Here is a 25721-nt window from a genome sequence, read left to right as displayed (position 1 = left end):
AGTCACGAGGTGATCGTCGAGACCATCGCCGCGACCACCACCAGCACCGGACTGACCGTCCGCGCCGAACTCGACCAGGCCGAGTATCCGAAGGGTGTCAAGATCCCCGACAAGGAGATGAAAGCCCTTGAAAACCACGGCATCCTGACGCGCCACGAGTTCCACGGCGAGTGGAACTACACACTCCACCCCGCACCGGACGACACGCCCGAACCGAGCTAGATTAATTTATCACAAGCCCTTAGTGGCGAGTCGCTCGGTGGGTGGGTCGCGATCAAGTTCGCCGCGAAGTACCCCGAGAAGGTCAACCGGCTCGTCCTCAACACCCCGGGCGGCACGATGGCAACGCCCGAGGTGATGGAGCGGATCCGCTCGTTGAGCCAGGCAGCGGCGGACGATCCTAGTGGAGGACGGATTCGGGCTCGCCTCGAGTGGCTGATGGCGGACCCGTCATCGGTGACCGACGAACTGGTCGCGATCCGGCGGGGCGTATACAGCCGATCCGGGTTCGCCGATTCGATGCGGCACATCCTGTGTTTGCAGGATCCGGAGATCCGCACGCGCAACCTGGTCACAGACCAGGAGTTGGTCGCGGTCGCGGCGCCGACGCTGGTGATCTGGACGAGCGATGATCCATCGGGTCCAGCGAAGGCGGGTTTGGATATGGCGGCGAGGATTCCAGACGGGGAGTTTCAGCTCATCGAGGGTGCCGGCCATTGGCCCCAGTGGGAGCAGCAGCAACGCTTCGACGCAATCGCGCTCGAGTTCCTGGGACGCAATACATGAGCACCGTCTCGATCGCAGCGATCGAGACGGCGGCCGAGGCATTGTATCGGGCGCAGGTAACCCGGAGGCCCTGTGTGCCGGTTGCGGAATACCTCGGCCCGAGCGAAATCGATGCCGCCTACAGCACTCAGCAACGCCTCAGCGAGCGCCGCATTGCAAGCGGGGCGCGGATTATCGGCCGCAAGATCGGGCTCACGTCCGCTGCTGTGCAGCGCCAGATCGGCGTCGCCCAGCCAGACTTCGGCGTGCTGTTCGACGATATGCGCTACGCCAGCGACGATCTCATCCCCATCGACCGGTTGTTACAGCCGAAAGCCGAGGCGGAGGTCGCCTTCTGCTGGGCCAGAACATCGATGACGCATCCGATCGCCCCGCAATACGTGCCGCAGTCGCCGGTGCCTTCCCGGCGTTGGAAATCGTCGACAGCCGCATCGCGGATTGGAAGATCGGGATCACCGACACCGTTGCCGACAACGCGTCGTCGGGTGTTCGTCATTGGCGCCGAGTGCACACCGCTCGACCAGATGAACCCGATCGACGTGAGCATGACCATGCGCCGTGGAGACAAGGTCGTATCCCGCGGCAAGGGGCGAGACTGCTTGGGTGATCCACTGAATGCCCTGGCCTGGCTGGCTGCAACGGCAATCGAGTTCGGTGCACCGCTGCGGGCGGGGGACATCGTGCTTTCTGGAGCACTCGGACCCATGATCACCATCGAACCCCGGCGACGTGTTCACAGCCGACATCACCCGTGACAGCCCGATTCACACAGAGAGAAGAGCGAGAATGACTGAGAAGACGGGAGTCGCGATCATCGGTTCAGTTCCTCGATGGTCGCGGCGAGCGAAAACCCCACAATCGTTGGCACTGAGGTCGCGGATCGTGTTGGCTGGCGACCGACTCGACGACCGTGAGAAGGTCGGCGGTGGAGACCTGTTCGTACGTTTCCAGACCGAGCGTCACACCGTTGGACTCGAACATGGGCATGAGGTCGGTCAGCGCGGTGACCGCTTCGGTGACGGTCGGCTGGTGATCGCGCGAATTCAGCATGGTACGAACGAATCTTGCGTCGAGTGCCTCAGCGATTTTCAGATACTCGAGCAGGTGGGGGACTCGACGCCTCGTGTGCCGAGTTCGAGTGCGATTCCGTACCGGGCTGCGGTATCACGGATCTTCGTGAGCTGGTCCGCAGTCAAGGATTCGATCGCCGGGTAGGCGCAGGTCTGGAGGACACTGCCACCCAACCGGCGGGTGTCCGCGAGCATGTGTAGCGATCGGGTAACCATCATGGTCGACGATCACGGCGCGCTACCGAGAATTCAGTGCGACCCAAATCCGACCGTCAAACCGCTCACCCGTTGCCGCTTGGTATTGGCCGGTAGATACCCACTTCTACTCCTGTTCGTACTGGGCGAGTTGCGGACCGCGCGGCCCGTCAGGTTCCCATACCGAGGTGCGCGCCTCCCGCGACGTCGATGGACAGCCCGGTCAAGTATCGATTCTCCACAGCCGTCAGAAAGGCAACAGTTCGCGCTACCTCGCCCGGCTCTGCGAATCGCTGCATCGGCAACTGACGTGCACGGGCATCCCGGGCAGCTCGAGCCGAGCCGGATTGCTCGGCGAATTGGGACCACATTTCGGTGTTCACCGGTCCCGGACTGACAGCGTTGACCGAGATGCCGTTCGGGCCGAGGATCTTGGCGAAGGACCACATGACGTGCAGGACAGCGATCTTGCTGGCGTTGTAAGGTAGATAGTCCACTCGCGCTTCCTTCGCCGCGACGGACGAGAACAGCACAAGCGTTCCAGCGGTTCCAGCCGCGAGCATCGCGTTTGCGACTTCCCGCGCGATGGTGAAAGTACCTGACGCGTTGATCTGCATGATTCGCTCGAACTCGGCGGTGGTCGTCGAGAGGGGATCGACTGTTTCGCCGAGTACCCCGGCGGTGTGGACCAGCGCATCCAGACGGCCGTGACGATCGATCACCGCACGCACTGCATCTCTGGTGTGGCTTTCATCGGTAATATCGAGATCTATGAACGAGGCCAGATTCTGATTTTCCCGTGCGACTCGGTCGGCCCCGATGACCACATCACCACGTTCGACGAGAGCATCGACGATGGCAGCGCCAATACCTCCACTCGAACCGGTTACCAGTACTATTTGCTCGGTCACCTTGTTTACCTTCTCTGATCGGATGCTCATCGAACTGCGTTGCTCGTCCATGTGCGTCCTGCCTGTTCTTCGGCGGGAAGCCCGGCACTGGCGAGGATGTGGTCGAGTAATTGCTGCGTCCTGACCGCCTCCCGTCCGGACGTGAGCGGCTCCCGTCGGTCGCGAACACAATCCAGGAAATGATGTACGGCAGCGGCGAAGCCGAAGGTTTCCGTCGCTGTGGCCCACCCGAATTTTTCGGGGCTCATCGTTCGGACGGTGCGCACACCGTTGTCGGTGATCATGACGGAGTCGGGCGCGATCACCTCGGCGGATTTCATCTGTCCATGGGCGTCGAGCTTTTCTCCCCACGCGCCTGCGGTACGGGCGGCGACGAGGACACCGGTGTTCCCGGTGGAGAAGCGGATGAGAGCAGCGCTGCCGTCTTCTTCCCACTTGTCTGTTCCCGCCGATGTCGCGGTCACATCGACCACGTCACCTCCGCAGAACCAACGTAGTAGATCGACCATGTGAATAGCGTTTTCGAAGGTCGCTCGATACTCGGATCCGGCCCGGTTCTTCTGGGCGAGACAGAACGTCGCACCGGTTTCGCCGAATACCTCGCGCGCGGCTACGTAGGTGGGAGCGAACCTGCGGTTGAACCCGACCATCAGAACTCGGTTGTGTCGCTGCGCGAGGTCGGCGAGCCGGATCGCGTCCGAGGTCGCAGTGGCCAGTGGCTTCTCACAGAAGACATCGATGCCGGCTGCAAGCGCTAGTTCAACAGCTTCGACATGTTCGCTCCGAGGGGTGAGAACGAAGATCGCATCGAGGTCCTCGTGGCTCACCATGTCCCCGACCGTTCGGTGAACACGGGAGAACCCCCACCGGCGTTGCAGGGCACTCGGGTCCTCCCGCCTCGATACGAGAGCGCGCAGTTCCACATCGTCGCGCTGGACCAGTGTCGGAAGCTGCGCAATGGAGGCAATGTTGCCGGCGCCGACCACGCCGACTCTGAGGGGCGTCACAAGGCGGCCCCGGTGGTCCGGTCCTGCAAACCGCTCTGCGCGAGCAATGCGCGCAGGTGCTCGGCTCCGCGCCGGAAACCAATCTCCGGTTCGTCGAGATCCTGTGGATGCCAGCGGTATTCGTACTCGAGCGACAGGGTGTCGTCGTAGCCGCAGCTGTGCAGATGTTCCACGATCCGTCCCCAGGGAACGGTCCCATCTCCGACGACCCGTGAGCGCACCGATCGTTCGTCGGCATGCACCCTCGCAGTCTCGGACGACACGAACGGAGCATCCGGATCGACGAACACCAGATCTTTCACGTGGACGTGTCCGATCAGATCGCCCTGAATCGCGAACGCTTGGTCGAGATCCTCGTCATGTGAGAACGTCAGGTTGGCCTGGTCGTAGAGGACGCGTACGGCAGGTGAATCCACTTGCCGTACCAACGCCGCTGTGTCGCGCGCGCTCTGCGTCATGGTGCCGAAGTGGTTCTCGGCGCACAGAAGAACCCCCGCGTCGGCTGCCGGTACTGCGAGTTCACGCAACGAACGCACCAGTTGCGCCCAATGGTGTTCGTGCCCCTCGGCGCCGGGTTGCCACGAACCCGCGTAGACACGTATCCGTGTCGCGCCGAGGACGTGCGCTGTGTCGATCGCCGAGCGAAGCTCGTCCACGGCCTCGCGGCGGGTCTTGTCGTCGGCAGCATTGATGGCGGTGGTGTACGGGGTCAAGCCGATGATCGGGATACCCTCGCCGTCTGCGGCTTTCGCCGCTTCTGCTGCCGCGGTTCCGTCACCGATGCCAAGCCCGCTGGTGTAGCCGTCCTGGTAGATCACTTCTGCGGCGTCGAGGCCCGCGCGTGCGAACAGCCTCAGGGCCTCTGGTACCGAGTGGTGCGGTGTACCGAGGGTGTGTCCGGCGATCCTCATGTGGGTTCCTCCGAAATTGTTGGGCCGGCTGCGGTGTTTCGCCAGTCGTGTGGGCCGACCAGGCGTGGGGGGTCGACGACGCGTGACCTGTCGACGAATTCGAGTACGAGCCCCCACGTGGTCTGTGCGTAGATCCAGCGGTTTCCTGCAACGGGGCTGTCACCGTTGACCTCTTTACGTGACCCGAGTATCCGAAGGTCCGAGTGCCGCTTCAGTGCGTCGACGACGTCGTCGACGTCGTCGACCACGAAGCACAGGTGATGGCCACCCGCGTCACTCATCCGCGGAAACGTCGGTGTGCGGTCCGTGCTCCACCACTGAAACAGTTCGACGTTGAGATTCGGCGGCAACCGGAGCATCCGTAGTTCCAGATGTGCGTCCTCGGGCACTCCGAAGTGTTCGGGCATGAAGGATGCGTCCGGTCCCCGGGTGGCCCGGTAGAGTTCCTCGGCTCCGAAGAGGTCGATGAAAAGCCGAGTGGCATCGTCCAAGTCGGGCACCGTGAACGCAACGTGATCGACCCATTTCAGGCCGGGCACCGAGCTGCGGCGGGGTGTGCTGGATTCAGTCATCGAGGGGTTCCTGTGTGGAGGATCGGAGGAGCAGGGTTGGCCGGAGCACGACGTGATCGCTCTGCTCGCCGGAGATGAGTTTTTCTCCGAGTTCGATAGCGATCCGGCCCATATCGGTTATGGGTTGACGCACGCTGGTCAGGCGGGGGTTGAATCGGGCGCCGAAGTCGAGGCCGTCGAATCCGATGATCGATACCTCCTGAGGCACGGCGATGCCGCGAGATCCCAGTTCTGAGATCAGCGCGAACGCGATGAGGTCGTTGGAGGCAATGATGGCGCTGGGCCGCGGGTCGTGCTGCAACCATTGGTCGACGATGCCCGTGCTCACCTCGTGCCCCGGTTCCGGTTGAAGGATGGTGGGCGAGAGGCCGTGAACCAGGGCAGTTCGCCGGTAGGCGTCCCACCTGTCCTGTGCGGTGTAGGTGCCCACGATTCCCGGTGCATACGCAATGGCGCGGTGACCGAGGCTCATCAGATGTTCGAGTGCCAATTCGATACCTTCCCCGCTGTCGACGGTAACGGTGGGGATGGCGGGGTCGTCTTCGACGCGATCGAGCACGACGATGCGGTTCGCGACGCCGTATCGCGCGAGCGCGTCGAGGTCGACTTTCGTCGACGGGGCGACGACCCCGAAGGGTGAGTACATTGCATGCATCGCAGAGAGGTATCCCGCCGTTTGATCACTGTCCCCGTTGGTGATGCACAAAATTACGTGGTAGCCGCGGGTTTCGGCGGCTGCGGCGGTGGTCCGCGCCAGTTCGGAAAAGAACGGGTTGGTGATGTCGGGGACGATGAGCGGTACGAGTCTGCTCGATTTGCTGCGTAACGCGCGGGCGACCGGGCTCATCGAGTACCCGAGATCGGCTGCGATGCGCAGCACGTGCTCACGCGTTTCGGCGCGTACCGCTTCCGGTTTCGAGAACGCCCTCGAGACCGTGGAGCGGTGAACGCCTGCGGCGTCGGCGACGTCGTCGATGCTGGGATTATTCACCGCTGCTCCGAGGTTGTGGCGTCTGTGACCAGATGATGGCCATCGACCGGACGAATTCGTCGAGTGTGGGCATACCGTGGAACTTCGTTTCGAGCGAGTCGGCAACGTTGTTCACGAATCGTTCGTACAGCGGATCGCTGTCCACGTTGATTGTCGCCTCGATCGTGTTCCCTGCCATGTCGGTGAATCGAGCCGAGCCGTTGGTGTCGATCGATGCGAAGCCGCTCGTTCCCGCTGCCGAGAAGCTGCAATAGCGCTTGAGCGGTGAATCGGGAAAGGCGTACCCCACCTCGACGATTGATTCACGACCTTCATTGGACAGAACCAAGGACGCGTGGTCTTCGATGGTGTCGTGGTGCAATGTCCGCGACAACCGCAGCGAGACGTCGACGTCGTGTCCGATGTGCCGAAGTGCGAGGTCCACGAAATGCGGTCCCAGATTCGTGAGGCATCCGCCGCCGGACCGGAGCGGGTCGAGCATCCAGGAATTCCCGCTCTCCCTGTATCGACCGGGCGGGCCCGCGATGAATGAGAGTCGTTCGTAGACAATGTCGCCCACTTGGCGCAGCCACGCCTCGACCGGTGCGTTCCTCTGCACGAGCGCCACGGTCGCGGGTACACCGGCGCGGCGCGCAGCATCTGCGATCGCTGTGACCTGCGTCAGGTCGACGCCAGCGGGTTTCTCGACGACAAACGCTATACCGCGGTCGATGAGCTTGCCGGTCACCGCCGCCATCTCGTGATGCGGGCTGAAGACGTACGCAAGGTCTATCCCGTCGCGGTCGAGCGCTTCATCGACCGATGCGGTGGACGGCGCACCCCAGAACTGTGCGAGCTCTCCTGCCGTGTCCACATCGTCGTCTTGGACCGACAGAACGTGGTGACGTCGGCCGATGGCGTCGCGGTACAAGGGCATGTGCCAGTGGGAGGCTCCCAGGACGACCGTGCCGGCTCGTACGCTGCCTGCCGCAGTGGAGCGGCCGGTGTGGGCATCGGACGAAGCGCGGCCGCCGGTAATCGGGTCCACAGTCATCGACTCCTTGCTGTTGTTGCGGGCCGAGTTCAACCGGAGATGAGATCGGTTGCTGAGATCGGTTGCTGAGATCGGTTGCAGCGAGTCTGCCACGGGGTTTGTCGATGTGTCAACGATCGGGCAGGCGGGTTGCCACAGCCGAAAAAAATGTATTCACTAGGGGCCGTGCATCAGAAATTTGACTCCTTGCAAATCATCCGAAACTCCGGAAATGTGCTCATCGTCCGGCTCGACACTGCAGACGAAGCGTTCGAGGTGGCATCGGCAGCGGTACGAGGCGGAATCCGAGCCCTGGAGATCACACTGTCCATTCCAGGTGCCCTGTCGGTGATCGAACGGCTCACTGAGAAGTTCGCGCACGACGACGTCATCTTCGGGGCCGGAACCGTGCTCGACGGCCACGCGGCGTGGGCCAGCATTGCGGCAGGTGCGCGGTTCCTGGTCAGTCCCAACCTGAGCCCCGAGATGATCCGTGTCGCGAATCGCTATCAGATCGCCACCATCAGCGGCGCCTACACGCCGACCGAGATCCTCGACTCGGCCGAGGCCGGAGCCGACATGGTCAAACTGTTTCCGACCGAGGCAGGCGGCGTTCCCTATGCCAAGTCCGTACTGGCACCCCTCGCCCACATCCCGTTGGTACCCGCCGGCGGAGTCACCACGGTCAACGTTTCCGACTGGTTCGACGCTGGAGTGACCGCTGTCGGGGTCGGAAGCGCGATCACCAAAGCCGGACGCCCTGACGGCGACATGGAACGGGTGACGGCTGCAGCTCGAGAATTCGTCGATGCCATCGACCGTGCCCGCGCATGACCTCGCATCACGCGGGATCTCCCGTCGCCTACATCACTCTGGGTGGGGCCGGTTCGGGGAAATCTACCGTGGCGCAACGAATCAGCTCGATCGCCGGGGCGGCGTACCTCGACAAGGACACCATTTCCGGACCCTTCGTCGAGCTGGCAATGGGCGCACTCGGCCACGAGGCAACCGACCGCGAATCCAATGACGCCTATGTGAGTCGAGTGATGCCGCTCGAATACGACACGCTTTTCGCGGTCGCCGGCCGCAATCTGGATCTGGGCCACTCGGTAGTGCTGGATGCGCCTTTCGTGGCGTACCTGTCCGATCCTGACTACCTCCAACGGGCGATCGACGCGGCCGCGTGGCCCGAAACCCACATTGTCGTCGTTCACGTGACCGCGTCGGCCGACGCGGTCAGGCAGCGTCTGATCGACCGTGGTCTCGCCCGCGATCACGTCAAGCTCGGCGATTGGGAAAACTACTGGTCTCGGTTCGGATCTCTTCGCTGCCAGTGGTCGATCGGGCATCATCATCTGTTCGTCAACGACGATGCACAATCCCTCCTCGGTATCGAACGCTTGGTTCGCCGGACCACGGGAACGCTGCCAGGTGCCGTGACCGGATGGAAAGGGCCGGTGGAAGGGGCGCGGTCCGCGCGAAACGGTGGGCAGGAGGAGGGTTGACGACTCGGGCTCGGTGTGGGACTGTCTGTAACAGCGTTACTTTGTAATCCAGTTCACAAGTCGAGTCCGAGGAGCGCCGATCATGGCCATGACTGAAGACGTGTCCAATGCTCTAAAGGTGCTCGAGCTGCTGTCGTCGGACCCGGATGGCTGCGGAGTAACGCAGGTCTCGACCGAACTTGCGGTCAACAAGGCAATTGCGCACAGGCTTCTCGGCGCGATGGTCGGTGCCGGTTACGTAGCGCAGGACCGCCGAACATCCAATTACGTTGCGACACACAAACTCGGCGCTCTCGGGCTGCGACAGCTGACGTCATCCGGAATCGATACGTGGGCACAGCGAACACTCGATACGCTTGCAGCGGAGTGCGAGGAACTGGTTCGACTCGCAGTCGCGAACGCCGACTCGCTGCAGTGGATCGCCAAGGCGCAGGGTTCCAACTCGTCTCTCAGGCTCGATCCTGTGATGGGGCAAAATGCTGTTCCCCATGCAACAGCGTCCGGAAAGGCCTGGTTGTCGACGCTCGACGATGCGTACGTCACCTCGATCGTGCACCGGCAGATTCCAGGACAACACGCATCGAGGACTCCACTCGATCCCGACAAGCTCCGCGCCGAGCTCGACGAAACACGCCGCCGTGGTTACGCGACCACATTCGAAGAAATGGACCTCGGCATCAATGCGGTAGCGGTACCCATATTCGGTGCCGGTACAACAGCAGCGGCGACGGGCACGCTCAGCATCGCTGGTCCCTCCGTGCGCATGACTCGATCGAGACTGATTGAGCTTACGGGGTCTTTGATCGCCGCCGCCAACGACATCGCTGCGACGTGGCCGGCGTTCGCGTATCTGTCGGCGAGCGAGAATATGTCGGCTTGATTGCCAGCCGCTGAAACCAGCCCCGTCAGGGTCGTTACGCCGGATCTTCCCGATCGAACAGGTGCTGCCGGTCTTCGGCAGTCCTCTACTTGACGCGCATGAACGGCGCCCCTGCCCACTTCATGAGGAATCGAAACAATGACAACTTCGGATCAGCATCACCGACCCACCGAACCAGCGACCGGAACCACACCAGCACGCCGTCGGCCGTTCAACCTACTCGCCGGGACAGTGGGTCACTTCGTCGAATGGTACGACTGGTACGTTTACGGCCTACTCGCGGCGGTTTTCTCGAGCCAGATCTTCCCCAGCGAATCGGCCTTCGCTTCCCTGGTCGCTGCACTCCTCACCTATGCCATCGGCTTCGTCGTGCGGCCTATCAGCGGAATAATTATCTCTCCGCTCGCGGACAGGTACGGCAGACGCCGAGTACTGACCTTGGCGATCAGCGGAATGGCTTTAGGCGCGTTGATCATTGCGCTCACACCCCCATTCTCGATGATCGGGTACCTAGCTCCGGTCTTGTTCATTGTTGCGCGTGTCCTACAAGGCATCTCGGCGGGCAGTGAGGGACAGAGCGCGATCGCCTACTTGGTCGAGCAGGCACCTGCTAACCGCCGGGGATTGTTCGGCTCCTTCACCAACATGGCGAGTGGGTTGGCAACACTGGCCGCAACGGGTGCTGCCGCCATCGTGACCTCGAGCTTCAGCGATGACGCGCTCGCAACGTGGGGCTGGCGCATTCCGTTCTTGGTGGGAGGACTCTTGGGTGTAGTCGGACTGCTCATGCGGGCACGGGCCGATGAATCACCCGAGTTCGAAGCCAGCACCCTGGCGAAACAGAAGTCCGCACCCGCAGGACTGCGCCAACTGATCCGCGACCATCCCAGGGCCCTACTGCAAACCGCGGCACTGTCAGCCCCCGCCGTTGCCTACTACACCTGGGCGACATTCCTCCCGACCTATGCCAACCTCACCAGCGGTAGAGGTCTTTCCTCCACGCTGACAGGCAGCGTCATCGGTCTGCTCCTGCTGGTGATTGTCGTGCCGGTCTGCGGAGCACTGTCGGATAGGCTCGGGCGCCGCAAGATCTTCCCCATCGTCGGTGCACTTGGAATGATCGTTCTGTTCTATCCGTTGCTCTTGCTGCTGAACCAGCCCGGATTCGGTGTCTACGTGATCGTGGCCGCGTCCGGATGGGTTGTGTTGGGAATTTGGCAGTCGGTCTACCCCACTATCCAAGCGGAACTGTTTCCGGCGTCGGTTCGCGTGTCAGGCATCGGGTTTGCTCACCAGATCGTGATCGCCATCTTCGGGGGTACAGCACCGCTGATCGCCGCGACATTCGTCAGCGCCGGCCACCCCACTTTCGTCGCGTTCTATATGATCGTGGTCGTCGCTCTATGCCTGGCCGTCTACTTCACACTCCCAGAAACCGGAAGTCGTTCCGACCGAACCACAGTTGCACTGAACGACTCCGACATCATCGAGGACGCACTGCCGCGCTGAACTTCACCGGCGGCCGGGCAGATCAGCGCTGTCCCGGCCGCCGCAATGTCCGGTCGTAGGGCAGACGGGACGTCAGCCATGGTTTGATCCAGCGCCAACGCAACGACAGATGGTGGAGTCGACGATACCCGCGATATAACAGGATTCGGCGAGCACTGTGGGCGTGGGTGAAACCCAAATTCTGTTGTTGCACCATCAAACTGATAACGGTCTGGATGTAAGCAGAGGTTGCTTACCAGCACGAGCTCGTGAAGCGATTGCTGCCCGACCCGTCAGTTGGTGGCCAGAAGGAAGCAGCGGCATTGACGATATTGGCCGCCCATGCGACTGTTTGTAACAGCGTTACAGACAAGCCGTTCGCATGCGACTCGTTTGCAATCCATGAATGTCTACCATGTGAATCCCTATTACAGGAGTGTGCACGATGAGAGCTTTGGTCAGTGGTGGAAGTAGCGGCATCGGCGCGTCTACATGTTTGAGGCTCGCAGAGGCGGCTCTCGCTCGGGGCGTGCAGCCGATGATTGCGGTGTGTGGACACAGAGCGACCCCGACCCAAGAGCACGTTGTTCGTTCGATTCAGTCGATGGGAGGTACTGCCATCGCATTGGTGGGCGACCTCAGTGATCCCGCCGTGCCAAATCAATTGGTCGAAGGTGCGGTAGCCGAATTCGGTGGCCTGGATGGGCTGATAGCGAACGCTGGAATCGCTAGCCCTGGCCCAATATGTGACCTATCCGTTGAGGACTGGGACGATATGTTCTCGGTCAACCTTCGCGGCGCGTGGCTTCTCGCCAAAGCAAGCTACGCGCATTTGAAGCATAGTCAGGGTTCGGCTTGTTTTACCTCTTCTATGTCAGGTCAGCAACCACATGCCGGATCAGGTGCCTACAGCCCCAGCAAAGCTGCATTGACGATGCTAGCGCAGACGCTCGCGTTGGAGTGGGCACCTGACGGTATTCGTGTGAATGTGGTATCCCCCGGTATGACTCATACACCGATGACTGAAAAAATGTACGCCGACCCTCAAATCAAGAAAGCAAGGGAAGATATCATCCCGCTGTCGAGAATTGGAGACCCTACGGATATCGCGAACGTGATCGAATTTCTTGTAAGCCCGTTGTCGGGTTATGTCACCGGGCAAGACATCTGTGTCGATGGAGGCTTCTCCAAGTCTATTCTCAGCCATATTCCTGGTCGACCGAGCTCCAACTCTTGATGCTCAATGCGCTTCTAGCCAAATCGGCATTCGGCTAAAATGGGATCGCCCGAAGAAGTGCTGAAATAGGTCATGACGCCCTCTTTTGGCGGAAATGGCATTCAGCTGAGCTGTTTCATTTAGTCCTGCTTGGATTCTCCGGGATACAGGCATTTAGTAACGGAATGAAATACGTCGCCATTGTATTATACGGCAATCACTCAACTGAGAGGATGCTTTGAATTGATTATCAATACGTTTTCGTATCTTTGGTCGTCTACGGCAATTGACGCAATTGTGGAATTGGTCGACAATGGGTACAACGTTTTCGAAGTTCCGATTAGCTCTCCACATTGTTGGCCAGATGAAACCTCCAAATCGGAGCGCTCGGCCACTAAAGCAAGACTCAGTGAATGCGGCGCGAAAATTCGATCGCTCAACGCCGGTGGATATGACATCAATTTGGCTAGCCCCGGCGCTAACATGCGACGCAAAAGTATAGAGCACATCAAGTCGGTGATCGACTTGGCTGTAGCGTGGGATGTCCCCGAAGTTGTGATATCCCCCGGAACGAGACGCCCTATGATTTCACCCTCACTCGAAAAAACATATGAGTGGATGTATGAGAGTCTGGAGAATTTGATTCCACTTGCCAAACAGGCTGGCACTCGACTTCTTCTAGAAAATACTCCTTACTGCTTCACTCCTACCATCCGGGACCTGGCGGGAATTGTGAGTACGGTGAACGATGATGTACTTAAGATCGTGTACGATGTCGCCAATGCTGCTTACATAGGGGAGGATCCCGTAGCGGGTTTGCTCTCGAATCACAAATCTATTTCGCTTGTGCATATTTCTGATACGGGTTTGGAAACATGGGGTCATGATCCAATCGGCACTGGGGTGGTAGATTTTGAAGGATTGGGCGATGCCGTCGAAGCAACATGCGGAGTAAGTAATGTTGTTCTTGAGATTATTCGCGAAGAAAACCCTTTGTATGAATTCAAAGAGGCGATGCGTGATCTCAGAAATAAAGGCTGGAAATTATGAAGATAACATCAGTGTGAGAGGTATTTGGGCCAAAAGCATTCTGAATTTGAGAGTGTTTTGCTGGTTGTTGCAGAAACTGCAAGATAAATACAACGATCAACGGCAGCCAAGACGAGAACTCAAGCGCAGCTTCTGATACGCATACTAGCCTCGATTTCTCGTGCGGCCTGGCTGGTTGATAGGAAATGGGTGCTGGCCGACTTGGAATCGGTGGCCAGAACGGCTGACATATTGTCGCAAGTGCTTGTTCTAAGGACGGCCACGATGTTTTCCATCGTCCAGGTCCAGGTCCAGGTCCAGGTCCAGGTGCAGCGAGGCGTGCAATTGAACTATTTGTATTGACGTCGCTCACGCGCGGTCAGACCACCCCAGATTCCGAACGGCTCTTTTTCGGCCAAAGCATGAGATAAGCATTGCTCACGTACTGGGCATTACGCACCCGCACCCCGAAAATGGTCGGCGCCCACTGATAGGGGGCCAGGATCTCGTTCATCAAGCTGAGCTTGACCTGACCGAACCCCTGACCGCCCAGTTCGGGACCAAGGTGACAAGCCCACAGTCCACGTTTGCGAATCTCGTCCTTGAGTGGATCGATGACCGTCTTGAGCCACTTCGCTGGTGTTCAGTGGTGATCGTGCGGCCACAAAAGGTCGAGTGCCGGAGTATCGATGACCGGGTGTGTTCGTCCCCGACCTTGTCGAATGAGGCTCCATTGGACCTTGCCAGAAGTCTTTTGACGCTACGTCTAATCCAGCTTCGCTCAACAGTAACTTCGTTCGCGACGTATCCGATGCCCCGACTCGGACCTCGCCGAATGCATGGAAGGTTCGATAAATGCCCGTACTCATACTTGACGCTGTGATCGCGTTCGCCAAACTGCTGACACCCCGCTGTGTCACGGAGACGAGCCGACGCATATTCACGAATATCGCGATCAACCAGGCCACTATGAGATGGTTGGCCATGGTCGCGAGTTGATCGGCAAGGGACTGCTTCACGGCGTCGACACGATTGAGCGTCGACTTTCGACAGGAGCCGGACATCCGGTCTTTCACCGCCGCCGAGTACTGTGCTCACACTGTCAGACGCCCGTGGCCGCAACCCTCGACTGTTACCCGGTAAGTCGTTCGGTCTCCTGGCTTTTGGGAGTCTCTAGGAGAGAGTTCTCCGGGCAGCCGCAACAGCGCTCGGCTCTGCGCCATCGTCTGTGACCACGAAGTACTCGCGCATAACGATGATGCGCCCATCGCTGACCTCGGCTACACCCGCGCCGCGCGCGGAGAGAATCAAGTCGCCGGCGGCGTTGTAGAAATCATCGACTCGTTCGGTAAACACGTGGCGCCCTGCGACTGCGATGAGCTTGATGTCGGCGACCATCGTTTCGAAGCCAGGGGGAGTGTCCTCGGCGAATGCACGGGCTGCGTTGTAGTTATGCCCACGTTCTCCCAGACGGTCTCGGGAGTAAAGAATTCCTCGAACGAAGCCATGGCAGCAGTCTTTGACAGGCTCCAACGTCCGAAGAATTCCCGGACCACGTCACCGGGGTCAGCGCTCCCGGAGGTCTGAATGATGCCGCGTGATGTCGTCATGGCGTCGAGCTTGCCGAAGACCGCCCTCCGCGGGAACGGCGGAGTGCATCCCAGCCAGCGTGAAACCAGGAACAACATTGTCCCTGGCTTGGGCATCGTCGCGCTGAGACAATGGGTCGTGCCTGGTTTCTCGCGTCCAACCGATTCTCTCGGGCGATTTTCTCCGCGCTCGGCGAGATGAACTGGATCCCGCCGAGGTCGGGTTGCCGCTACTCGGGACACGGCGACGCGTCCCCGGTCTGCGCCGGGAGGAGGTTGCTCAGCTCGCGTCCATCAGTCACGACTACTACGCACGACTGGAGCAGGGGCGCACGACCCCGTCGCTTTCCGTGTTGAGCGCCCTGTGTGATGTCCTGCGCCTCGACGTCGAGCAGCGACGCTATCTGCATGACCTCGCTGGTAAATCGTCCCCGGGACGGCAAGACCTGCAGCCGCAGGGGTGTACCAGGCCGTCGCGCTCCCGCCATCAGCATGAAGGCGCGGAGCGTCTCGCGTAAGTAGACGGACAGAAGGGCCGTGAGGCCAGACCGCCTGGCATGTGCCTCTTCGCTGTTGTCGAGCGTGTCGGCCATCGCCGAGCGGACCTACAGGCCGACCAGTCCGGCGGCGCCACCGATGAGGAAGGGGATGCGCCACCCCTACCCAATGGAACGTGCCGCCGACGCACTGCGCACCCTGGATGCGCGCGCTGCCAGCGGCAAGATCGTCCTCGCACTCCGATAACCCGGGGCTGACTCGGATGTGCACTCGGTAGAGCGAACATCGACTCGCCCCGCAAGCATCGGATGACCGCGCGCCTCGCTCCAGCACCCCGGCTGCCGATCGTTGTCCCACGTCTACGAGGGGTGGGCTCGACAATGGTCGGTCAGGTCCCCGTTGTCGAGAATTGGTCCGAGCGTGGCCCACTGTCTGGCGGGATATGAGGGGTCGGCGCGTATGTACTCAGCCCAGCCTGCTCCGACGACCGAGATGTTCTTGAGTAGTAGACGATTGACCTTGACGGTGGGGATCCGTTCGGCGGTGAATCCGAGTACCACCGCCCTTCCACCGGGGGCGAGGCTGCGGAGGCTGTCGGTAAATCGTTCGCCGCCGACAGGGTCGAGGATGATGTCGACCCCGCGGCCTTGCGTGAGTTCGAGGACGTGGTCCTTGAAGCCGTCGACTCCGATGACGTGAGTGGCCCCGTGTGCGCGGGCGACCTCGGCCTTGGCGTCGGTGCTGACCACGGCGATCGTGTCGAGACCGAGCACCGAAGCGACCTGCAGGGCAGTCACACCGACGCCGCCCGCCGCGAAGGAGACCGTGTCCGGAAGTGGGAACACCGACCGGGGGTCGACGGCGACAGTCTGCTGCCAGGTCCCTGCGTCGGTGAATACCGCCACCCGCTGGCCGGGTCTGAGCCGTGGCCTTCGGGTGCGCTGCGTACAACCCCCGCTCCTTCCATACCGAGGAGTGCCGCCAGAGGGCGGACCACCTGATAACCCGCCCGGACTGCAGCATGTCCGGAAAGGCGACCCCAGTGGCGTGCAGGTCTACCAGAACCTTTCCGTCATCGACCGGTTCGTCGGTATTGAGGATCCTCAAACCATCGGGACCGGTGTACTCGACGAGGTGGACTGCGCGCACGGATGCCTACTAGTGGGTGTGCAGCTTGATACTGGGGCACCGGGCCCGGGGGAAGTGCCCGTTCTCGGCGCCCGGGTGTACATCGTCGTTGTACAGGTTGGGTACCGCGGTCAGTTACCCGACCTCGAGCACGATCTTGCCGAGGTGCTTGTTGATCGCGAGCCCTTCCTGGGCGGATGGCTTACAAATCACTCCTCTCGGGGAGGGTGCCGCGGCAGTGAGCGTCATGTCCGAAGAAGCGGTTCGGCGTCACCAGGTTCCTCGCGACCGGGTGGTTGATCGCTGGACGGCCTCCTCCGCGCCGACCGGTGGAGCACTGCGACGCTCAGAGTCATCCGACAGATTGCTTACGCCCACATTTGCCTGCGTTACACCCTGGTGTGCATCGAACTGGCAGAGGCAGAGGGGACCGTCAGAATGACGGTTAAAACCGCCGACTCGTGGCCTCACACCGATCGCGTTTGAGACAAACGCAGCCTGAGTTACCCAACCCGCGTGTTCAACCGAACCGGGGGGCAGTCTCCAGTACAGGACGGGTGCGAGAGGTGGGTGTGCGAAAATGTGGTGGTGTCTTCCCAGCTTCGGTCCGGTACCACCCCTGCACGGGAAGTACGCCGTCGAAACAGACTTGCGGACATCAAACGCGAGGAGTTGCTGATTGATCTCGAGGCGATCTTTCTCGCCGAGGGTTTCAGCGGGTTAACGACCGATGAGCTTTGCAGGAGGCTGAGTTGCTCTAAGTCGACCCTGTACAGCGTCGCGCCGACCCGGGAGCAGATCAACCAGGCAGTGGTTCGGCACTTTTTCGCACGGTCGACGGTCGAGATCGACGCACGGGTTGCTGAGGAGTCCGATACGGCCACAAAGATCTTGACGTACTTGGCAGGCGTGGGTGCGGCGATGCATCGCAACTCGCCAGCTTTCTATTCCGACATGATCAGCTACCCGCCGACCGCTGAGATCTACCGGCTGAACTCCCAGGCTGCCGCCCAGCGGGTGCAGTCGCTGATTGAGGACGGTGTGCGCGAGGGGGTCTTCCGGCCCACCGATGCCGCGCTCGCGGGTTTGACAGTGGGGTATCTGATGGACGGCGTTCAGTCTGGGGGGGTCCTTGAGGCGACGGGTCTGAGTGCTGGCGATGCATTCACCGAGTTGGGTGAGTTGTTGGTTCACGGCCTCGCGGTGCGCGCGAAATAGCGAAGGGCGCGGAGACTGGAGGTCTCCGCGCCCTTCGATCGTGGTCGGGGTCAGTCTTCGACGATGGGAACGATGATCCGGGACGGTCGCTTCTGGTCGTGGAAAATCCGGTTGTTCGCTACCCGCATGGCTGTTCCCTCCGTAGCAGGTTCGCCGGTGTTCAGGTTGCGGTCCCAGCGGGGGAAGTTGCTCGAGGTCACGTGCACGCGCAAGCGGTGACCTGCCTTGATGAGAATCGAGGTTGACCACAGGTCCACTTCGACCTCGTCGATACGTCCGGGTTCAGTGTGGACACGTTTGATGCCGTCGACGATATTGCGGGAGACGTCCTGCTCGTCGACCTCGCACAGTCGTACCACCCAGTCGGTGGACGGGCCGTCAGTTGCAGCGAACAGTGTCGCGCGCACACGTCCGGTGATCTCGAGATCCTCCTTGAGCGGTGCGGTGGTGAAGACGAGTACGTCGTCGCGGGACTCCACGTCGCGCTGGTCGAAGATTCCGGCCGGGAACTCGGTCGACATCACCAGGTTGCCTCCGCGTGTGATGACTGGGTCGGCCGGGTCGTAGGCGAATCCGGACTCGGCGCCTTCGGCCTCTGGTTCGGTCCACGTCAACGTCGAGTCCTGACACAAGTGGAGTGCGGTGTCCTTGGCCCGACTGAGCGGCCATTCCTTCTCGGCGCGCCATTGGTTGGCGCCCATCACGTACAGCAGTACGCCGGATTCATGCGCCTCGGTGGCCGGCATGTCCTTGAGCCAGTGGTCGTACCACTCACGCTGTACGTCCGTGATGGTCAGACCGTTGACGGTGAACGCCGACATTCCGAAGTTGACCTCGCCGACCTGCCCGCCAGCTTGGCCATTGTTGATAGTCATGTGGGTCCAGGGGCCGACGACGAGGCGCGCAGTCCTCCCGCGGGTGTGCATGCCGGCGAAGTTGTCCAGCGACCCCTGCAGGAAGACGTCGTACCAACCCGCGAACGTGAGGCTCGGGAGATCGATCTCGTGGTACCGACTCGCCACGCGAGAGTCGTCGGTCGTCGTCGGGTCGGCCAGTGCGCGTGCGACCCCGATGTCGGGCTGCCCTGCGGCCTCGAGGGCTGGCAAGCTGCCCGCGGGTAGCTGTCTGTAGGTCTGCGTCGCCAACAAGTCGAAGTCGCGGAGGCTTGCCTCCATCCTCTTCATCATGTCGTCGGACTCGAGCCCCGCTTTCGGGATCTGCCCCATCGCAGTGAACAGGCCCCACCAGGTGTTGAGGCCCAGCTCGATCGCGCCACCGCGGAACATCAGCCCGTCTTCGGGGTCACTCCAAGTGATCATCGGTGCGATCGCAACAAGTTGTGGCGCCCTCGAAATGGCGGTACTCCATTGTGTGCTGCCGAGGTAGCTGCCACCGAACATGCCGACCTTGCCGTTACTGTTCGGCAGCGATGCCGCCCACTCTGCCGTGTCGTAGCCATCCTCGCGCTCGTACTTCCAGGGCAGCCACTCGCCATCGGAGGCGAAACGGCCGCGAGAATCCTGGTGCACCACGATGTAGCCCGCCCGCACGACCGTCCTGGTGTCCAGAAAAGTATCGAGAGATCCGCTTTTGCCGTAGGGGTGGCGGGTGAGTAGAACCGGGTACGTGCCCTCTGCTGCAGGGCGGTAGACGTCGGCCCGTAGCACCGTACCGTCGCGCATTGGAACGGGAACATCGAACTCGATCCGGATCTCTTGCATCTGGCAGTCCCTTTCATGTGCCCTCAACCTTCGTGAGGGAACGTGTGACTACCCTAGCAAAGTGAGTACGATACCGCTATAGATCGTACTCATTCGGATACGATTACTTCTATAGTCGTACCATGGTGAGGTAGGCATGACCGGAACGGCGCAACCAATCGGGCCGCCGGGCAGTTCTCCCTGCTCGGCGATCCACTTGTCCAGGAATGCGCGCAGCGCCGCGGTGGCGCCGGGGTCGGGGTGTTCCCGAACGCGGGCGAGAAGTCGCTGGTGCTCGCGCCAGGCGGCGATGATGTCCTCGGCGAAGTCGAGGAAACGCAAGGACCAGATCAGCAGCGGTGACATCACCGCCGGATGGATGGCCGCGGTGGTGTTTTCGTTCGGTGTCGTGTCGGTGCGAGGTAGTGCTTGAGACCTTCGTTTTCCCAGGCGGGCATAGGGATTCGGTCCGTGGCCGGGCAGGTGTGGGGCGAAACCCCACAACAGTGTGACCGCGTTGAGGTCGTCCTGCGCGATGGCGATGGAGCAGCCGCGTCGGCCGATGTGGGCGGCGTAGTCGGCGAGCAGGTCGTGGTCCACCTCGTGAAGGCTGTTGCAACTGTGGTCGGTGAGCCAGGTGGCGATGCGCCGCCAGCCGAGGAACACCTGCGCCACGCCCGGCGCCGGCCATTCGACGCGGGCGGTAGCGGCTCGATGCAGCAGAGCGGCGGGGGTGGGCAGGTTCACCAGGGCCCAGCCTGCTCGGCGGAACGATTCGCGCAGTGTCCCGGGCAAGGCGGCCCAGTTCACCGTCTTGCTGCTCTCGGCGCGGCGGTGGCTCAGCACGGTGTAGTTCCGTCGCCGAACCGCGACATCCGGTCCGGGTCGGCGCCCCCGGGGAGTCGGCCGGAGGTGGCGAACGGGTCTTCGGGCCGAACGTGCCAGGTCTCGTCGGCCCGGCCGATGGCGGCGAGTGATGTTCTCACGTATCGAGCCTCCGATGCAGAAGTCGGTCGATCAGCGTTCGGTCGGTGTCGCTGATCGCGCGCAGCGCGACCGCCTGCTCCGCGGTGGTGGTGTGTTCGGCGAGCAGCAGGTGCAGGCGGTGGAAGTGCTCGCGCCAGTCCTGATCCCACACGGCCTGGTCGACGGTTCCCCATAGCTCGTTCAGTCCGCGGTGCAGATAGACCAGGCGCGGCAAGTGCCAGAACTTTCTTCACCTCCGATGTGGGAACGCCGGCTGGATGGCACCGCAATCTACCGTTCGGGGCCTCTGTGGAGGATCTCCCGTAGTCGCTGTGCGAATCGGGTCGGCGACATTCCGAACTGGATGAAGATTTCGTGGGCTGGTGCTCCGCCGAAGGGTGACCACCGGCGGGCGAACTGGACGATTTCCTCGGCTTCCTTGTCGAGTCTGATTCGCCCGTTTCGGGTCTGGTCCGCCTCACGGCGTTGGTCACACCACTGTCGGAACGCCCGGATGTCCATTCCATCGGTCGTCGCCAGGTCTTGCTGCGATGCAGCGCGTTCACTCACTGCCTGCGCCGTTTTCTTGTCATCCATTATCTTCTCGGTTTCGGCTGATGAAATTGCGGGTAGTGACGCCCACCCAGCGCCTGCTTAGCCGACTTCGCGCTAACACAAGGCGTGAGCAGCAGATGTGTTCTGCCGAACTACTTCTGCGGCACAGGCGCTGGGGGTTTAGTCGATCGGAGCTACCGGATTGATGATCCGATGCCGAGGCCGCCGTCGACGTCGAGGACGATGCCGCTGACGTAGCCGGCGGCGGGGGAGCACAGGTAGGCGGCGGCTTCGGCGATGTCGTTCGGGTCGCCGGTGCGCTTCTGGGGGACCTTGGAGACGAGTTTGTCGCGGGCGGGAGCGTTCATGGAGGCGAGCATGGGGGTTTCGATGAGGCCGGGGGCGATGGCGTTGGCGGTGATCCCTTCGCGCGCGGCTTCTAGGGCGATGGTGCGGGTGAGTCCGACGATGCCGGCCTTCGCGGCAACGTAGTTGGCCTGGCCGAAGTTCCCGCGCCAGCTCATCGAGCTGAACGAGACGATCCGCCCGTAGCTGCGGGCGCGCATGTGCGGCAGGACGGCCTGGGCGCACAGGAACGATCCGGTCAGCGACACGTCGATGACGGCGTGCCAGTCCTCGACAGTGATCTTCTCGATCCGGTTGTCGCGGATGATCCCGGCGTTGTTGACCAGGGCGTCGATGCGTCCGTGGGTGTCGGCGATCGTGTCGACCCAGTCTTGCACCTGCGGGGCGGAGGCGACGTCGACGGGGTGGCTGGTGGCGGGGCGGCCGTAGCGGTCGGTCAGCTCGGCGGCCAGTGCTTGTCCGGCGGTGTCGTGGATTTCGGCGATGGCGACGGTGGCGCCTTCGGCGGCGAAGCGGTGGGCCATGGCGGCGCCGAGTCCTTGGCCGGCGCCGGTGATGAGGACGACCTGGTCGGTGTAGCGGTTCATCGTGTTCCTGTCGGGGCGGGGTGGGAGTGGGTGGTGGTTGTCCTGCCGTGCAGGAAGTCGCTGAGAGCGGCGGGGACGTCGCTGGCCTGCCAGTGGGCGTCGAAGGCGTCGAGTTCGTGTGCGAGGCCGCGTTGTTCGTCGAGGCCGGTGAGGTCGACGAGCAGCGATTTGTAGGCGGATTGGGCGGGCCCGGCGTGCTCGGCGAGTTGAGTCGCGGCGGTCAGGGCTGTGGTGTGCAGGTGTTCGTGGTCGACGATCGCGTGCAGCCACCCGGTGTGCTGCAGGTCGGTCGCCGGGAGCAGGGCTCCGGTCAGGGCGAGCCAGCGGGCCATGGAGTCGCCGACCTTGCGGGGCAGGCGCACGCTGGCGCCGCCGGCAGGGAGGAGGTTGTTGCGGACGTGTCCGTCGCCGATTCGTGCGGTGGGGGTGGAGATGACGACGTCGCAGGCGAGCGCGAGTTCGAGTCCGCCGGCGACGGCGTGTCCGTGGATCGCTGCGACGACGGGCAACCGGCTCGCTTCCAGCCGGGTGGCAAACGCCGAAACCTCGCGCAGGAAGCCGAGTGGCGTCTGCCCACGGGAGTGCAGATCGAGAAAATGTTGGAGGTCGGCGCCGGCGCAGAAACTTTTGCCGGCGCCGCTGAGGACGACGGCCCGGGTGTCGCGGTCGTCCTCGGCGGCGGACAGTGCGGTGTCGAGTGCCTCGACCAGTGTGTCGTTCAAGGCGTTTCGCCGGTCCGGACGGTTGAGGGTGAGGATGCGTATGGCGCCGCGCTGGGTCACGACCAGTGGTGAGAGGGCGTCGGTCATGAGTGTGTTTCCTGTCGGGAAAGTTCTGCTCGGAGTTGCTGGCGGAGCTGGGCTCGCTGGATCTTTCCGCTGGCGGTCTTGGGGAGAAGGTCGACGAAATGCACCCGGCGCGGGTAGGCGTGGGCGGCGTACTTGGTCTTCACCCACTGCTGCAACTCGCGGACGAGCTCGTCGCCGGGGACCTGGTCGTAGTCCGGCACAGGGATGACGTAGGCCTCGATCACTTCACCGCGCACCTCGTCGGGCGCGGCGACCACGGCGCACTCACGCACTGCGGGGTGCTGCGCGAGAACGGATTCGACGTCAAAGGGGCCGATGCGGTAGCCGGCCATGATGATGACGTCGTCGTCGCGGGAGGAGAAGTGCAGGATTCCGTCGGCGTCGATGCTGGCGGTGTCACCGGTGAGGAAGTGTTTCTTGTCGGCGGTGAATCGGCCGGCGTCGCCGCGCCCGGCCGCGTATTCGGTGAAGGTCATCAGCGGGCTGGTGGTGACCACCACCGCCAGGCGCCCGACGGTGTCGGCAGGTGCGGGCTCGTCCTTGTCGTCCGCGAGGACGGTGAGCTCCCACCCGGGTAGCGCGACACCCATGGCTCCGGCGACCACCGGTATTGCGACGTCGGGGTGGTGCGGGAAACCTGCGGGCATGCCGAGTTCGGTTTGTCCGTAGTGATCGTGGACGAGTAGGCCGAGTGTCTTGTCGGCCCACAGGTTGACCTCGGGGGTCAGCGGTTCACCCGCGCTCGAGAGGCGGCGCAACGCGAGTGTGTTCGGCCGAGAGTGTTGTTCGGCGCGCAGGCCCCGGTACACGGTCGGCGCTGCGGCGTAGTCGGTGACCTCCAGCTGGGAGAGCACATCCCAGGTGGAGGCGGCGGAGAAGCCGCCGCGGGTCAGGATGGTCGGAACTCCGGCGGCCAACGGCGCGATGATCGCGGTGTACAGCCCGTACGCCCATCCCGGGTCCGCCGCGCACCAGAACACACTGTCCTCGCGGACGCCGAGTGCGAACCGGAGATAGCTGTGCCATCCGGCGATGTATGCGACCGGATGGACGACGCCCTTGGGTGTGCCGGTGGTGCCCGAGGTGAACATGTGCACCAATGCGCCGCTGCCGCCGACCGCGACGGACGGCCGGTCCTCGGTGCTCACCGATGCCACGGCGGCGGTCAGACTGTCCTCGTCACCGCCGGCCACCAGCACGTCCCAGTCGTCACTGGTAGCGACCTTGGCTCGGTACTGTGCGTCGACGACAACCAGTTTGGTCTCCGAATTGGTCAGGCGGGAGGTCACGGCGTCCTCGGCGAATGCGGTGAACAGTGGGACGTAGACGGCTCCGACCCGCCAGATGCCGAGCAGGACGGACGCCAGGTCGGCGCTTTTGCCCATCAGCGTGGCTACGCGATCACCCCGTCCGATCCCGCGATCGGTGAGCACCTGAGCGAACCGGGTCGAGGATGCCACGAGATCGCCGTACGTGTAGCGGGTGGTGGACAGGTCCTCGTCGACGATGGTGAGGGCCACGGAATGCGGTGGGTGCTGATCGCACAGCAGCCACGCCACGTTCGCGTCCTCGCCAGAGTACGAGGACAGAATCTCGCGCAGTCGCGCGTCGATTTCGGCGGGCACAGGGAACTCCTAGCGGGTACGTTAAAGAGTTGATAAGTACCCAACAATGTACCCAAAGCTGGTAGTGAAGGGAACCCCATGAGGAATGGGATTGAACCGGGTTGTGAAACACTCGACCGCATGGCACGTGCAGGAGCGACGCCGAATCGCTCGACGATCAACACCCCGCGCCGACGACGGGTCGACACCGCCCGCCGGGACGAACTGCTCGCGCGGATCGAGGAGATCTTCCTGACGGAGGGCTTCACGTCGGTCACCGTCGACGACCTGACTCAGCGTTTGCGGTGCTCGAAGGCCACCCTCTACAGCGTGGCGTCGACGAAAGAGCAACTCGTCGTCGCCGCCACCAAACACTTCTTCGGCGCCGCGGCCGAGCAGATCGAGGATGCTGTCGCCGACGAGTCAGATCCCCGCAAGCGGATTACCACCTATTTGGGCGGTGTTGCGTCGGCGATGCGCCGCAACTCCCGGGCGTTCTACGACGACATGGTCTCGTACCAGCCGACGGCGGAGATCTACGGCCGCAATACCGCGCAGGCCGCGCGCCGGGTGCACGAGTTGATCGACGAGGGCGTCGACGCGGGCCTGTTCCGGGCCACCGACGCGGCATTCGCCGCCCAGTTGGTGGCACTGGCGATCGACGCCGTCCAGTCCGGAATCTTGCTCGAACGTACCGGGTTGTCCGCGGCCGATGCGTTCAGTGAACTTGGTGACCTTCTGCTGCACGGACTCCTGCGTACCGACTCCTGCACCGATCGCGATGCGACCAACGGTCGCGGGAGCACGCCCACGGTCCGGTCGGTTCCCGCACCGTGACTGTGGATCTGGTCCATCCACTTTCGAAGGGCGGGGTCCTTGATCCCGATGAGAGATGCGGTGTTCACCACCGAAGCACGAGATCCGGAACATCGGAACCCGATGGCCATGGAGGTCGTGCCGTTGGCATTGCCTCCTTACCGGGTGAGGCAGCCCCGGCTCCGCGACGTCGGTCGCGGAGCTGACTGGGCTGGACGATCCTCATCCATGAAGGCGGGCTATGTCGTATTCGTGATCGGGTGATCCACGAACGTCTTCCCCGTAGGCGCCGTTGTAAAGCGAGAGCGGCGC

28 protein-coding genes and 4 pseudogenes are annotated in these 25721 nt (G+C 62.4%); 12 read left to right on the top strand and 20 right to left on the bottom strand.

The genetic code is table 11. From position 1 onward, the window contains the following. From ACFVJ3_RS36975 to ACFVJ3_RS36965, 3 genes and pseudogenes are all read left to right on the top strand, one after another. A pseudogene (locus tag ACFVJ3_RS36975) lies at positions 1-222 on the top strand (ISAzo13 family transposase); the annotation flags it as partial. Next, a complete protein-coding gene (locus tag ACFVJ3_RS36970) occupies positions 223-786 on the top strand; it encodes an alpha/beta fold hydrolase (protein ID WP_378456780.1) in 564 nt (187 codons plus the stop codon). Next, entirely contained in the window at positions 783-1541 is a 759-nt protein-coding gene (locus ACFVJ3_RS36965; RefSeq protein ID WP_378456776.1) for a 2-keto-4-pentenoate hydratase, read from the top strand. Before ACFVJ3_RS36970 ends, ACFVJ3_RS36965 begins: the two co-directional genes overlap by 4 nt. 64 nt (positions 1542-1605) lie before the next feature. Here ACFVJ3_RS36965 and ACFVJ3_RS36960 read toward each other — a convergent pair whose 3' ends face one another. The 8 genes from ACFVJ3_RS36960 to ACFVJ3_RS36925 all read right to left on the bottom strand — a co-directional run bounded on the left by ACFVJ3_RS36960 (position 1606) and on the right by ACFVJ3_RS36925 (position 7476). Further along, a complete protein-coding gene (locus tag ACFVJ3_RS36960) occupies positions 1606-1836 on the bottom strand; it encodes a hypothetical protein (RefSeq protein ID WP_378456775.1) in 231 nt (76 codons plus the stop codon). 38 nt (positions 1837-1874) lie between these two features. Then, positions 1875-2075: a hypothetical protein gene (locus tag ACFVJ3_RS36955; RefSeq protein ID WP_378456774.1), complete on the bottom strand. Its 201-nt coding sequence runs from the start codon at positions 2073-2075 to the stop codon at positions 1875-1877. 146 nt (positions 2076-2221) lie between these two features. Further along, a complete protein-coding gene (locus ACFVJ3_RS36950) occupies positions 2222-3013 on the bottom strand; it encodes an SDR family NAD(P)-dependent oxidoreductase (protein WP_378456773.1) in 792 nt (263 codons plus the stop codon). Beyond that, the gene (locus tag ACFVJ3_RS36945; RefSeq protein ID WP_378456772.1) at positions 2989-3969 is read right to left on the bottom strand and encodes a Gfo/Idh/MocA family protein; all 981 of its coding nucleotides are present in this window, start codon (positions 3967-3969) and stop codon (positions 2989-2991) included. The genes ACFVJ3_RS36950 and ACFVJ3_RS36945 overlap by 25 nt, the downstream gene beginning before the upstream one ends. Next, on the bottom strand, positions 3966-4880 hold the full coding sequence (locus ACFVJ3_RS36940; protein ID WP_378456771.1) for a sugar phosphate isomerase/epimerase family protein: 915 nt from the start codon (positions 4878-4880) through the stop codon (positions 3966-3968). Before ACFVJ3_RS36940 ends, ACFVJ3_RS36945 begins: the two co-directional genes overlap by 4 nt. After that, positions 4877-5452, bottom strand: a complete 576-nt coding sequence (locus tag ACFVJ3_RS36935) for a VOC family protein (protein WP_378456770.1) — start codon at positions 5450-5452, stop codon at positions 4877-4879. The genes ACFVJ3_RS36940 and ACFVJ3_RS36935 overlap by 4 nt, the downstream gene beginning before the upstream one ends. Continuing rightward, positions 5445-6443 carry a LacI family DNA-binding transcriptional regulator gene (locus ACFVJ3_RS36930; protein WP_378456769.1) on the bottom strand — a complete coding sequence of 333 codons (999 nt, stop codon included), beginning with the start codon at positions 6441-6443 and terminating at the stop codon, positions 5445-5447. Before ACFVJ3_RS36930 ends, ACFVJ3_RS36935 begins: the two co-directional genes overlap by 8 nt. Then, entirely contained in the window at positions 6436-7476 is a 1041-nt protein-coding gene (locus ACFVJ3_RS36925) for a Gfo/Idh/MocA family protein (protein ID WP_378456768.1), read from the bottom strand. The genes ACFVJ3_RS36930 and ACFVJ3_RS36925 overlap by 8 nt, the downstream gene beginning before the upstream one ends. 186 nt (positions 7477-7662) lie before the next feature. On the opposite strand from ACFVJ3_RS36925, the gene ACFVJ3_RS36920 reads away from it, so the two are divergent. The 6 genes from ACFVJ3_RS36920 (at position 7663) to ACFVJ3_RS36895 (ending at position 13594) form a co-directional block, all read left to right on the top strand. Next, on the top strand, positions 7663-8289 hold the full coding sequence (locus tag ACFVJ3_RS36920) for a bifunctional 4-hydroxy-2-oxoglutarate aldolase/2-dehydro-3-deoxy-phosphogluconate aldolase (protein WP_378456767.1): 627 nt from the start codon (positions 7663-7665) through the stop codon (positions 8287-8289). Then, positions 8286-8960, top strand: a complete 675-nt coding sequence (locus tag ACFVJ3_RS36915; protein WP_378456766.1) for an AAA family ATPase — start codon at positions 8286-8288, stop codon at positions 8958-8960. The genes ACFVJ3_RS36920 and ACFVJ3_RS36915 overlap by 4 nt, the downstream gene beginning before the upstream one ends. Positions 8961-9042: 82 nt before the next feature. Further along, positions 9043-9840: an IclR family transcriptional regulator gene (locus ACFVJ3_RS36910; protein ID WP_378456765.1), complete on the top strand. Its 798-nt coding sequence runs from the start codon at positions 9043-9045 to the stop codon at positions 9838-9840. A 138-nt stretch (positions 9841-9978) separates the two neighbouring features. Next, the gene (locus ACFVJ3_RS36905) at positions 9979-11349 is read left to right on the top strand and encodes an MFS transporter (RefSeq protein ID WP_378456764.1); all 1371 of its coding nucleotides are present in this window, start codon (positions 9979-9981) and stop codon (positions 11347-11349) included. Between the two features lie 424 nt (positions 11350-11773). After that, positions 11774-12565 carry an SDR family NAD(P)-dependent oxidoreductase gene (locus tag ACFVJ3_RS36900; protein ID WP_378456763.1) on the top strand — a complete coding sequence of 264 codons (792 nt, stop codon included), beginning with the start codon at positions 11774-11776 and terminating at the stop codon, positions 12563-12565. 276 nt (positions 12566-12841) lie between these two features. After that, positions 12842-13594 carry a sugar phosphate isomerase/epimerase family protein gene (locus tag ACFVJ3_RS36895; protein ID WP_378456762.1) on the top strand — a complete coding sequence of 251 codons (753 nt, stop codon included), beginning with the start codon at positions 12842-12844 and terminating at the stop codon, positions 13592-13594. Between the two features lie 329 nt (positions 13595-13923). Here ACFVJ3_RS36895 and ACFVJ3_RS36890 read toward each other — a convergent pair. The 3 genes and pseudogenes from ACFVJ3_RS36890 to ACFVJ3_RS36880 form a co-directional block, all read right to left on the bottom strand. After that, positions 13924-14025 (bottom strand): annotated as a pseudogene (locus tag ACFVJ3_RS36890) (WhiB family transcriptional regulator); the annotation flags it as partial. A 14-nt stretch (positions 14026-14039) separates the two neighbouring features. Next, positions 14040-14198 (bottom strand): annotated as a pseudogene (locus tag ACFVJ3_RS36885) (acyl-CoA dehydrogenase); the annotation flags it as partial. 548 nt (positions 14199-14746) lie between these two features. After that, complete coding sequence (locus ACFVJ3_RS36880) at positions 14747-14971, bottom strand: limonene-1,2-epoxide hydrolase family protein (protein ID WP_378456761.1); 225 nt, start codon at positions 14969-14971, stop codon at positions 14747-14749. A 334-nt stretch (positions 14972-15305) separates the two neighbouring features. On the opposite strand from ACFVJ3_RS36880, the gene ACFVJ3_RS36875 reads away from it, so the two are divergent. Then, positions 15306-15680 carry a helix-turn-helix domain-containing protein gene (locus ACFVJ3_RS36875; RefSeq protein ID WP_378456779.1) on the top strand — a complete coding sequence of 125 codons (375 nt, stop codon included), beginning with the start codon at positions 15306-15308 and terminating at the stop codon, positions 15678-15680. 369 nt (positions 15681-16049) lie between these two features. On the opposite strand, the pseudogene ACFVJ3_RS36870 reads toward ACFVJ3_RS36875, so the two are convergent. Beyond that, positions 16050-16809: pseudogene (locus tag ACFVJ3_RS36870) on the bottom strand (zinc-binding dehydrogenase); the annotation flags it as partial. Positions 16810-17376: 567 nt separating this feature from the next. Here ACFVJ3_RS36870 and ACFVJ3_RS36865 point away from each other — a divergent pair. Next, entirely contained in the window at positions 17377-18006 is a 630-nt protein-coding gene (locus tag ACFVJ3_RS36865) for a TetR/AcrR family transcriptional regulator (RefSeq protein WP_378456760.1), read from the top strand. 50 nt (positions 18007-18056) lie between these two features. On the opposite strand, the gene ACFVJ3_RS36860 is transcribed toward ACFVJ3_RS36865, so the two are convergent. The 8 genes from ACFVJ3_RS36860 to ACFVJ3_RS36825 all read right to left on the bottom strand — a co-directional run bounded on the left by ACFVJ3_RS36860 (position 18057) and on the right by ACFVJ3_RS36825 (position 24614). After that, positions 18057-19727, bottom strand: a complete 1671-nt coding sequence (locus ACFVJ3_RS36860; protein WP_378456759.1) for a CocE/NonD family hydrolase — start codon at positions 19725-19727, stop codon at positions 18057-18059. 48 nt (positions 19728-19775) lie between these two features. Continuing rightward, positions 19776-20552 (bottom strand): hypothetical protein, encoded by a 777-nt coding sequence (locus tag ACFVJ3_RS36855; protein WP_378456758.1) that lies wholly within the window; start codon positions 20550-20552, stop codon positions 19776-19778. Further along, a complete protein-coding gene (locus tag ACFVJ3_RS36850; protein ID WP_378456757.1) occupies positions 20546-20692 on the bottom strand; it encodes a hypothetical protein in 147 nt (48 codons plus the stop codon). The genes ACFVJ3_RS36855 and ACFVJ3_RS36850 overlap by 7 nt, the downstream gene beginning before the upstream one ends. Then, positions 20689-20907, bottom strand: coding sequence for a hypothetical protein (locus ACFVJ3_RS36845; RefSeq protein ID WP_378456756.1), 219 nt, complete (start codon positions 20905-20907; stop codon positions 20689-20691). The genes ACFVJ3_RS36850 and ACFVJ3_RS36845 overlap by 4 nt, the downstream gene beginning before the upstream one ends. A 56-nt stretch (positions 20908-20963) precedes the next feature. Further along, positions 20964-21269 (bottom strand): DUF3263 domain-containing protein, encoded by a 306-nt coding sequence (locus ACFVJ3_RS36840; RefSeq protein ID WP_378456755.1) that lies wholly within the window; start codon positions 21267-21269, stop codon positions 20964-20966. A gap of 152 nt (positions 21270-21421) precedes the next feature. Then, positions 21422-22180 (bottom strand): SDR family NAD(P)-dependent oxidoreductase, encoded by a 759-nt coding sequence (locus ACFVJ3_RS36835; RefSeq protein ID WP_378456754.1) that lies wholly within the window; start codon positions 22178-22180, stop codon positions 21422-21424. After that, a complete protein-coding gene (locus tag ACFVJ3_RS36830; RefSeq protein ID WP_378456753.1) occupies positions 22177-22989 on the bottom strand; it encodes an enoyl-CoA hydratase/isomerase family protein in 813 nt (270 codons plus the stop codon). The genes ACFVJ3_RS36835 and ACFVJ3_RS36830 overlap by 4 nt, the downstream gene beginning before the upstream one ends. Continuing rightward, positions 22986-24614 carry an AMP-binding protein gene (locus ACFVJ3_RS36825; protein ID WP_378456752.1) on the bottom strand — a complete coding sequence of 543 codons (1629 nt, stop codon included), beginning with the start codon at positions 24612-24614 and terminating at the stop codon, positions 22986-22988. Before ACFVJ3_RS36825 ends, ACFVJ3_RS36830 begins: the two co-directional genes overlap by 4 nt. A 120-nt stretch (positions 24615-24734) precedes the next feature. Here ACFVJ3_RS36825 and ACFVJ3_RS36820 point away from each other — a divergent pair, with 120 nt between their 5' ends. Continuing rightward, positions 24735-25430, top strand: coding sequence for a TetR/AcrR family transcriptional regulator (locus tag ACFVJ3_RS36820; RefSeq protein ID WP_378456751.1), 696 nt, complete (start codon positions 24735-24737; stop codon positions 25428-25430). Positions 25431-25721: the final 291 nt, after the last annotated feature.

Origin of the sequence: Rhodococcus sp. NPDC127593, from assembly GCF_042671975.1 — a bacterium.
Lineage (GTDB): Bacteria > Actinomycetota > Actinomycetes > Mycobacteriales > Mycobacteriaceae > Rhodococcus_F.
Note: the sequence above shows the minus strand (reverse complement) of the source record. Positions and strands in the feature narration are given on the sequence as shown.

Bases quoted from the DNA above. Each gene is read 5' to 3' on its own strand.
- ACFVJ3_RS36965 (WP_378456776.1), top strand. From the start codon at position 783: ATGAGCACCGTCTCGATCGCAGCGATCGAGACGGCGGCCGAGGCATTG.
- ACFVJ3_RS36960 (WP_378456775.1), bottom strand. From the start codon at position 1,836: ATGCTGAATTCGCGCGATCACCAGCCGACCGTCACCGAAGCGGTCACC.
- ACFVJ3_RS36955 (WP_378456774.1), bottom strand. From the start codon at position 2,075: ATGATGGTTACCCGATCGCTACACATGCTCGCGGACACCCGCCGGTTG.
- ACFVJ3_RS36950 (WP_378456773.1), bottom strand. From the start codon at position 3,013: ATGGACGAGCAACGCAGTTCGATGAGCATCCGATCAGAGAAGGTAAAC.
- ACFVJ3_RS36940 (WP_378456771.1), bottom strand. From the start codon at position 4,880: ATGAGGATCGCCGGACACACCCTCGGTACACCGCACCACTCGGTACCA.
- ACFVJ3_RS36935 (WP_378456770.1), bottom strand. From the start codon at position 5,452: ATGACTGAATCCAGCACACCCCGCCGCAGCTCGGTGCCCGGCCTGAAA.
- ACFVJ3_RS36925 (WP_378456768.1), bottom strand. From the start codon at position 7,476: ATGACTGTGGACCCGATTACCGGCGGCCGCGCTTCGTCCGATGCCCAC.
- ACFVJ3_RS36915 (WP_378456766.1), top strand. From the start codon at position 8,286: ATGACCTCGCATCACGCGGGATCTCCCGTCGCCTACATCACTCTGGGT.
- ACFVJ3_RS36910 (WP_378456765.1), top strand. From the start codon at position 9,043: ATGGCCATGACTGAAGACGTGTCCAATGCTCTAAAGGTGCTCGAGCTG.
- ACFVJ3_RS36905 (WP_378456764.1), top strand. From the start codon at position 9,979: ATGACAACTTCGGATCAGCATCACCGACCCACCGAACCAGCGACCGGA.
- ACFVJ3_RS36900 (WP_378456763.1), top strand. From the start codon at position 11,774: ATGAGAGCTTTGGTCAGTGGTGGAAGTAGCGGCATCGGCGCGTCTACA.
- ACFVJ3_RS36880 (WP_378456761.1), bottom strand. From the start codon at position 14,971: ATGGTCGCCGACATCAAGCTCATCGCAGTCGCAGGGCGCCACGTGTTT.
- ACFVJ3_RS36860 (WP_378456759.1), bottom strand. From the start codon at position 19,727: ATGCAAGAGATCCGGATCGAGTTCGATGTTCCCGTTCCAATGCGCGAC.
- ACFVJ3_RS36840 (WP_378456755.1), bottom strand. From the start codon at position 21,269: ATGGATGACAAGAAAACGGCGCAGGCAGTGAGTGAACGCGCTGCATCG.
- ACFVJ3_RS36835 (WP_378456754.1), bottom strand. From the start codon at position 22,180: ATGAACCGCTACACCGACCAGGTCGTCCTCATCACCGGCGCCGGCCAA.
- ACFVJ3_RS36830 (WP_378456753.1), bottom strand. From the start codon at position 22,989: ATGACCGACGCCCTCTCACCACTGGTCGTGACCCAGCGCGGCGCCATA.
- ACFVJ3_RS36820 (WP_378456751.1), top strand. From the start codon at position 24,735: ATGGCACGTGCAGGAGCGACGCCGAATCGCTCGACGATCAACACCCCG.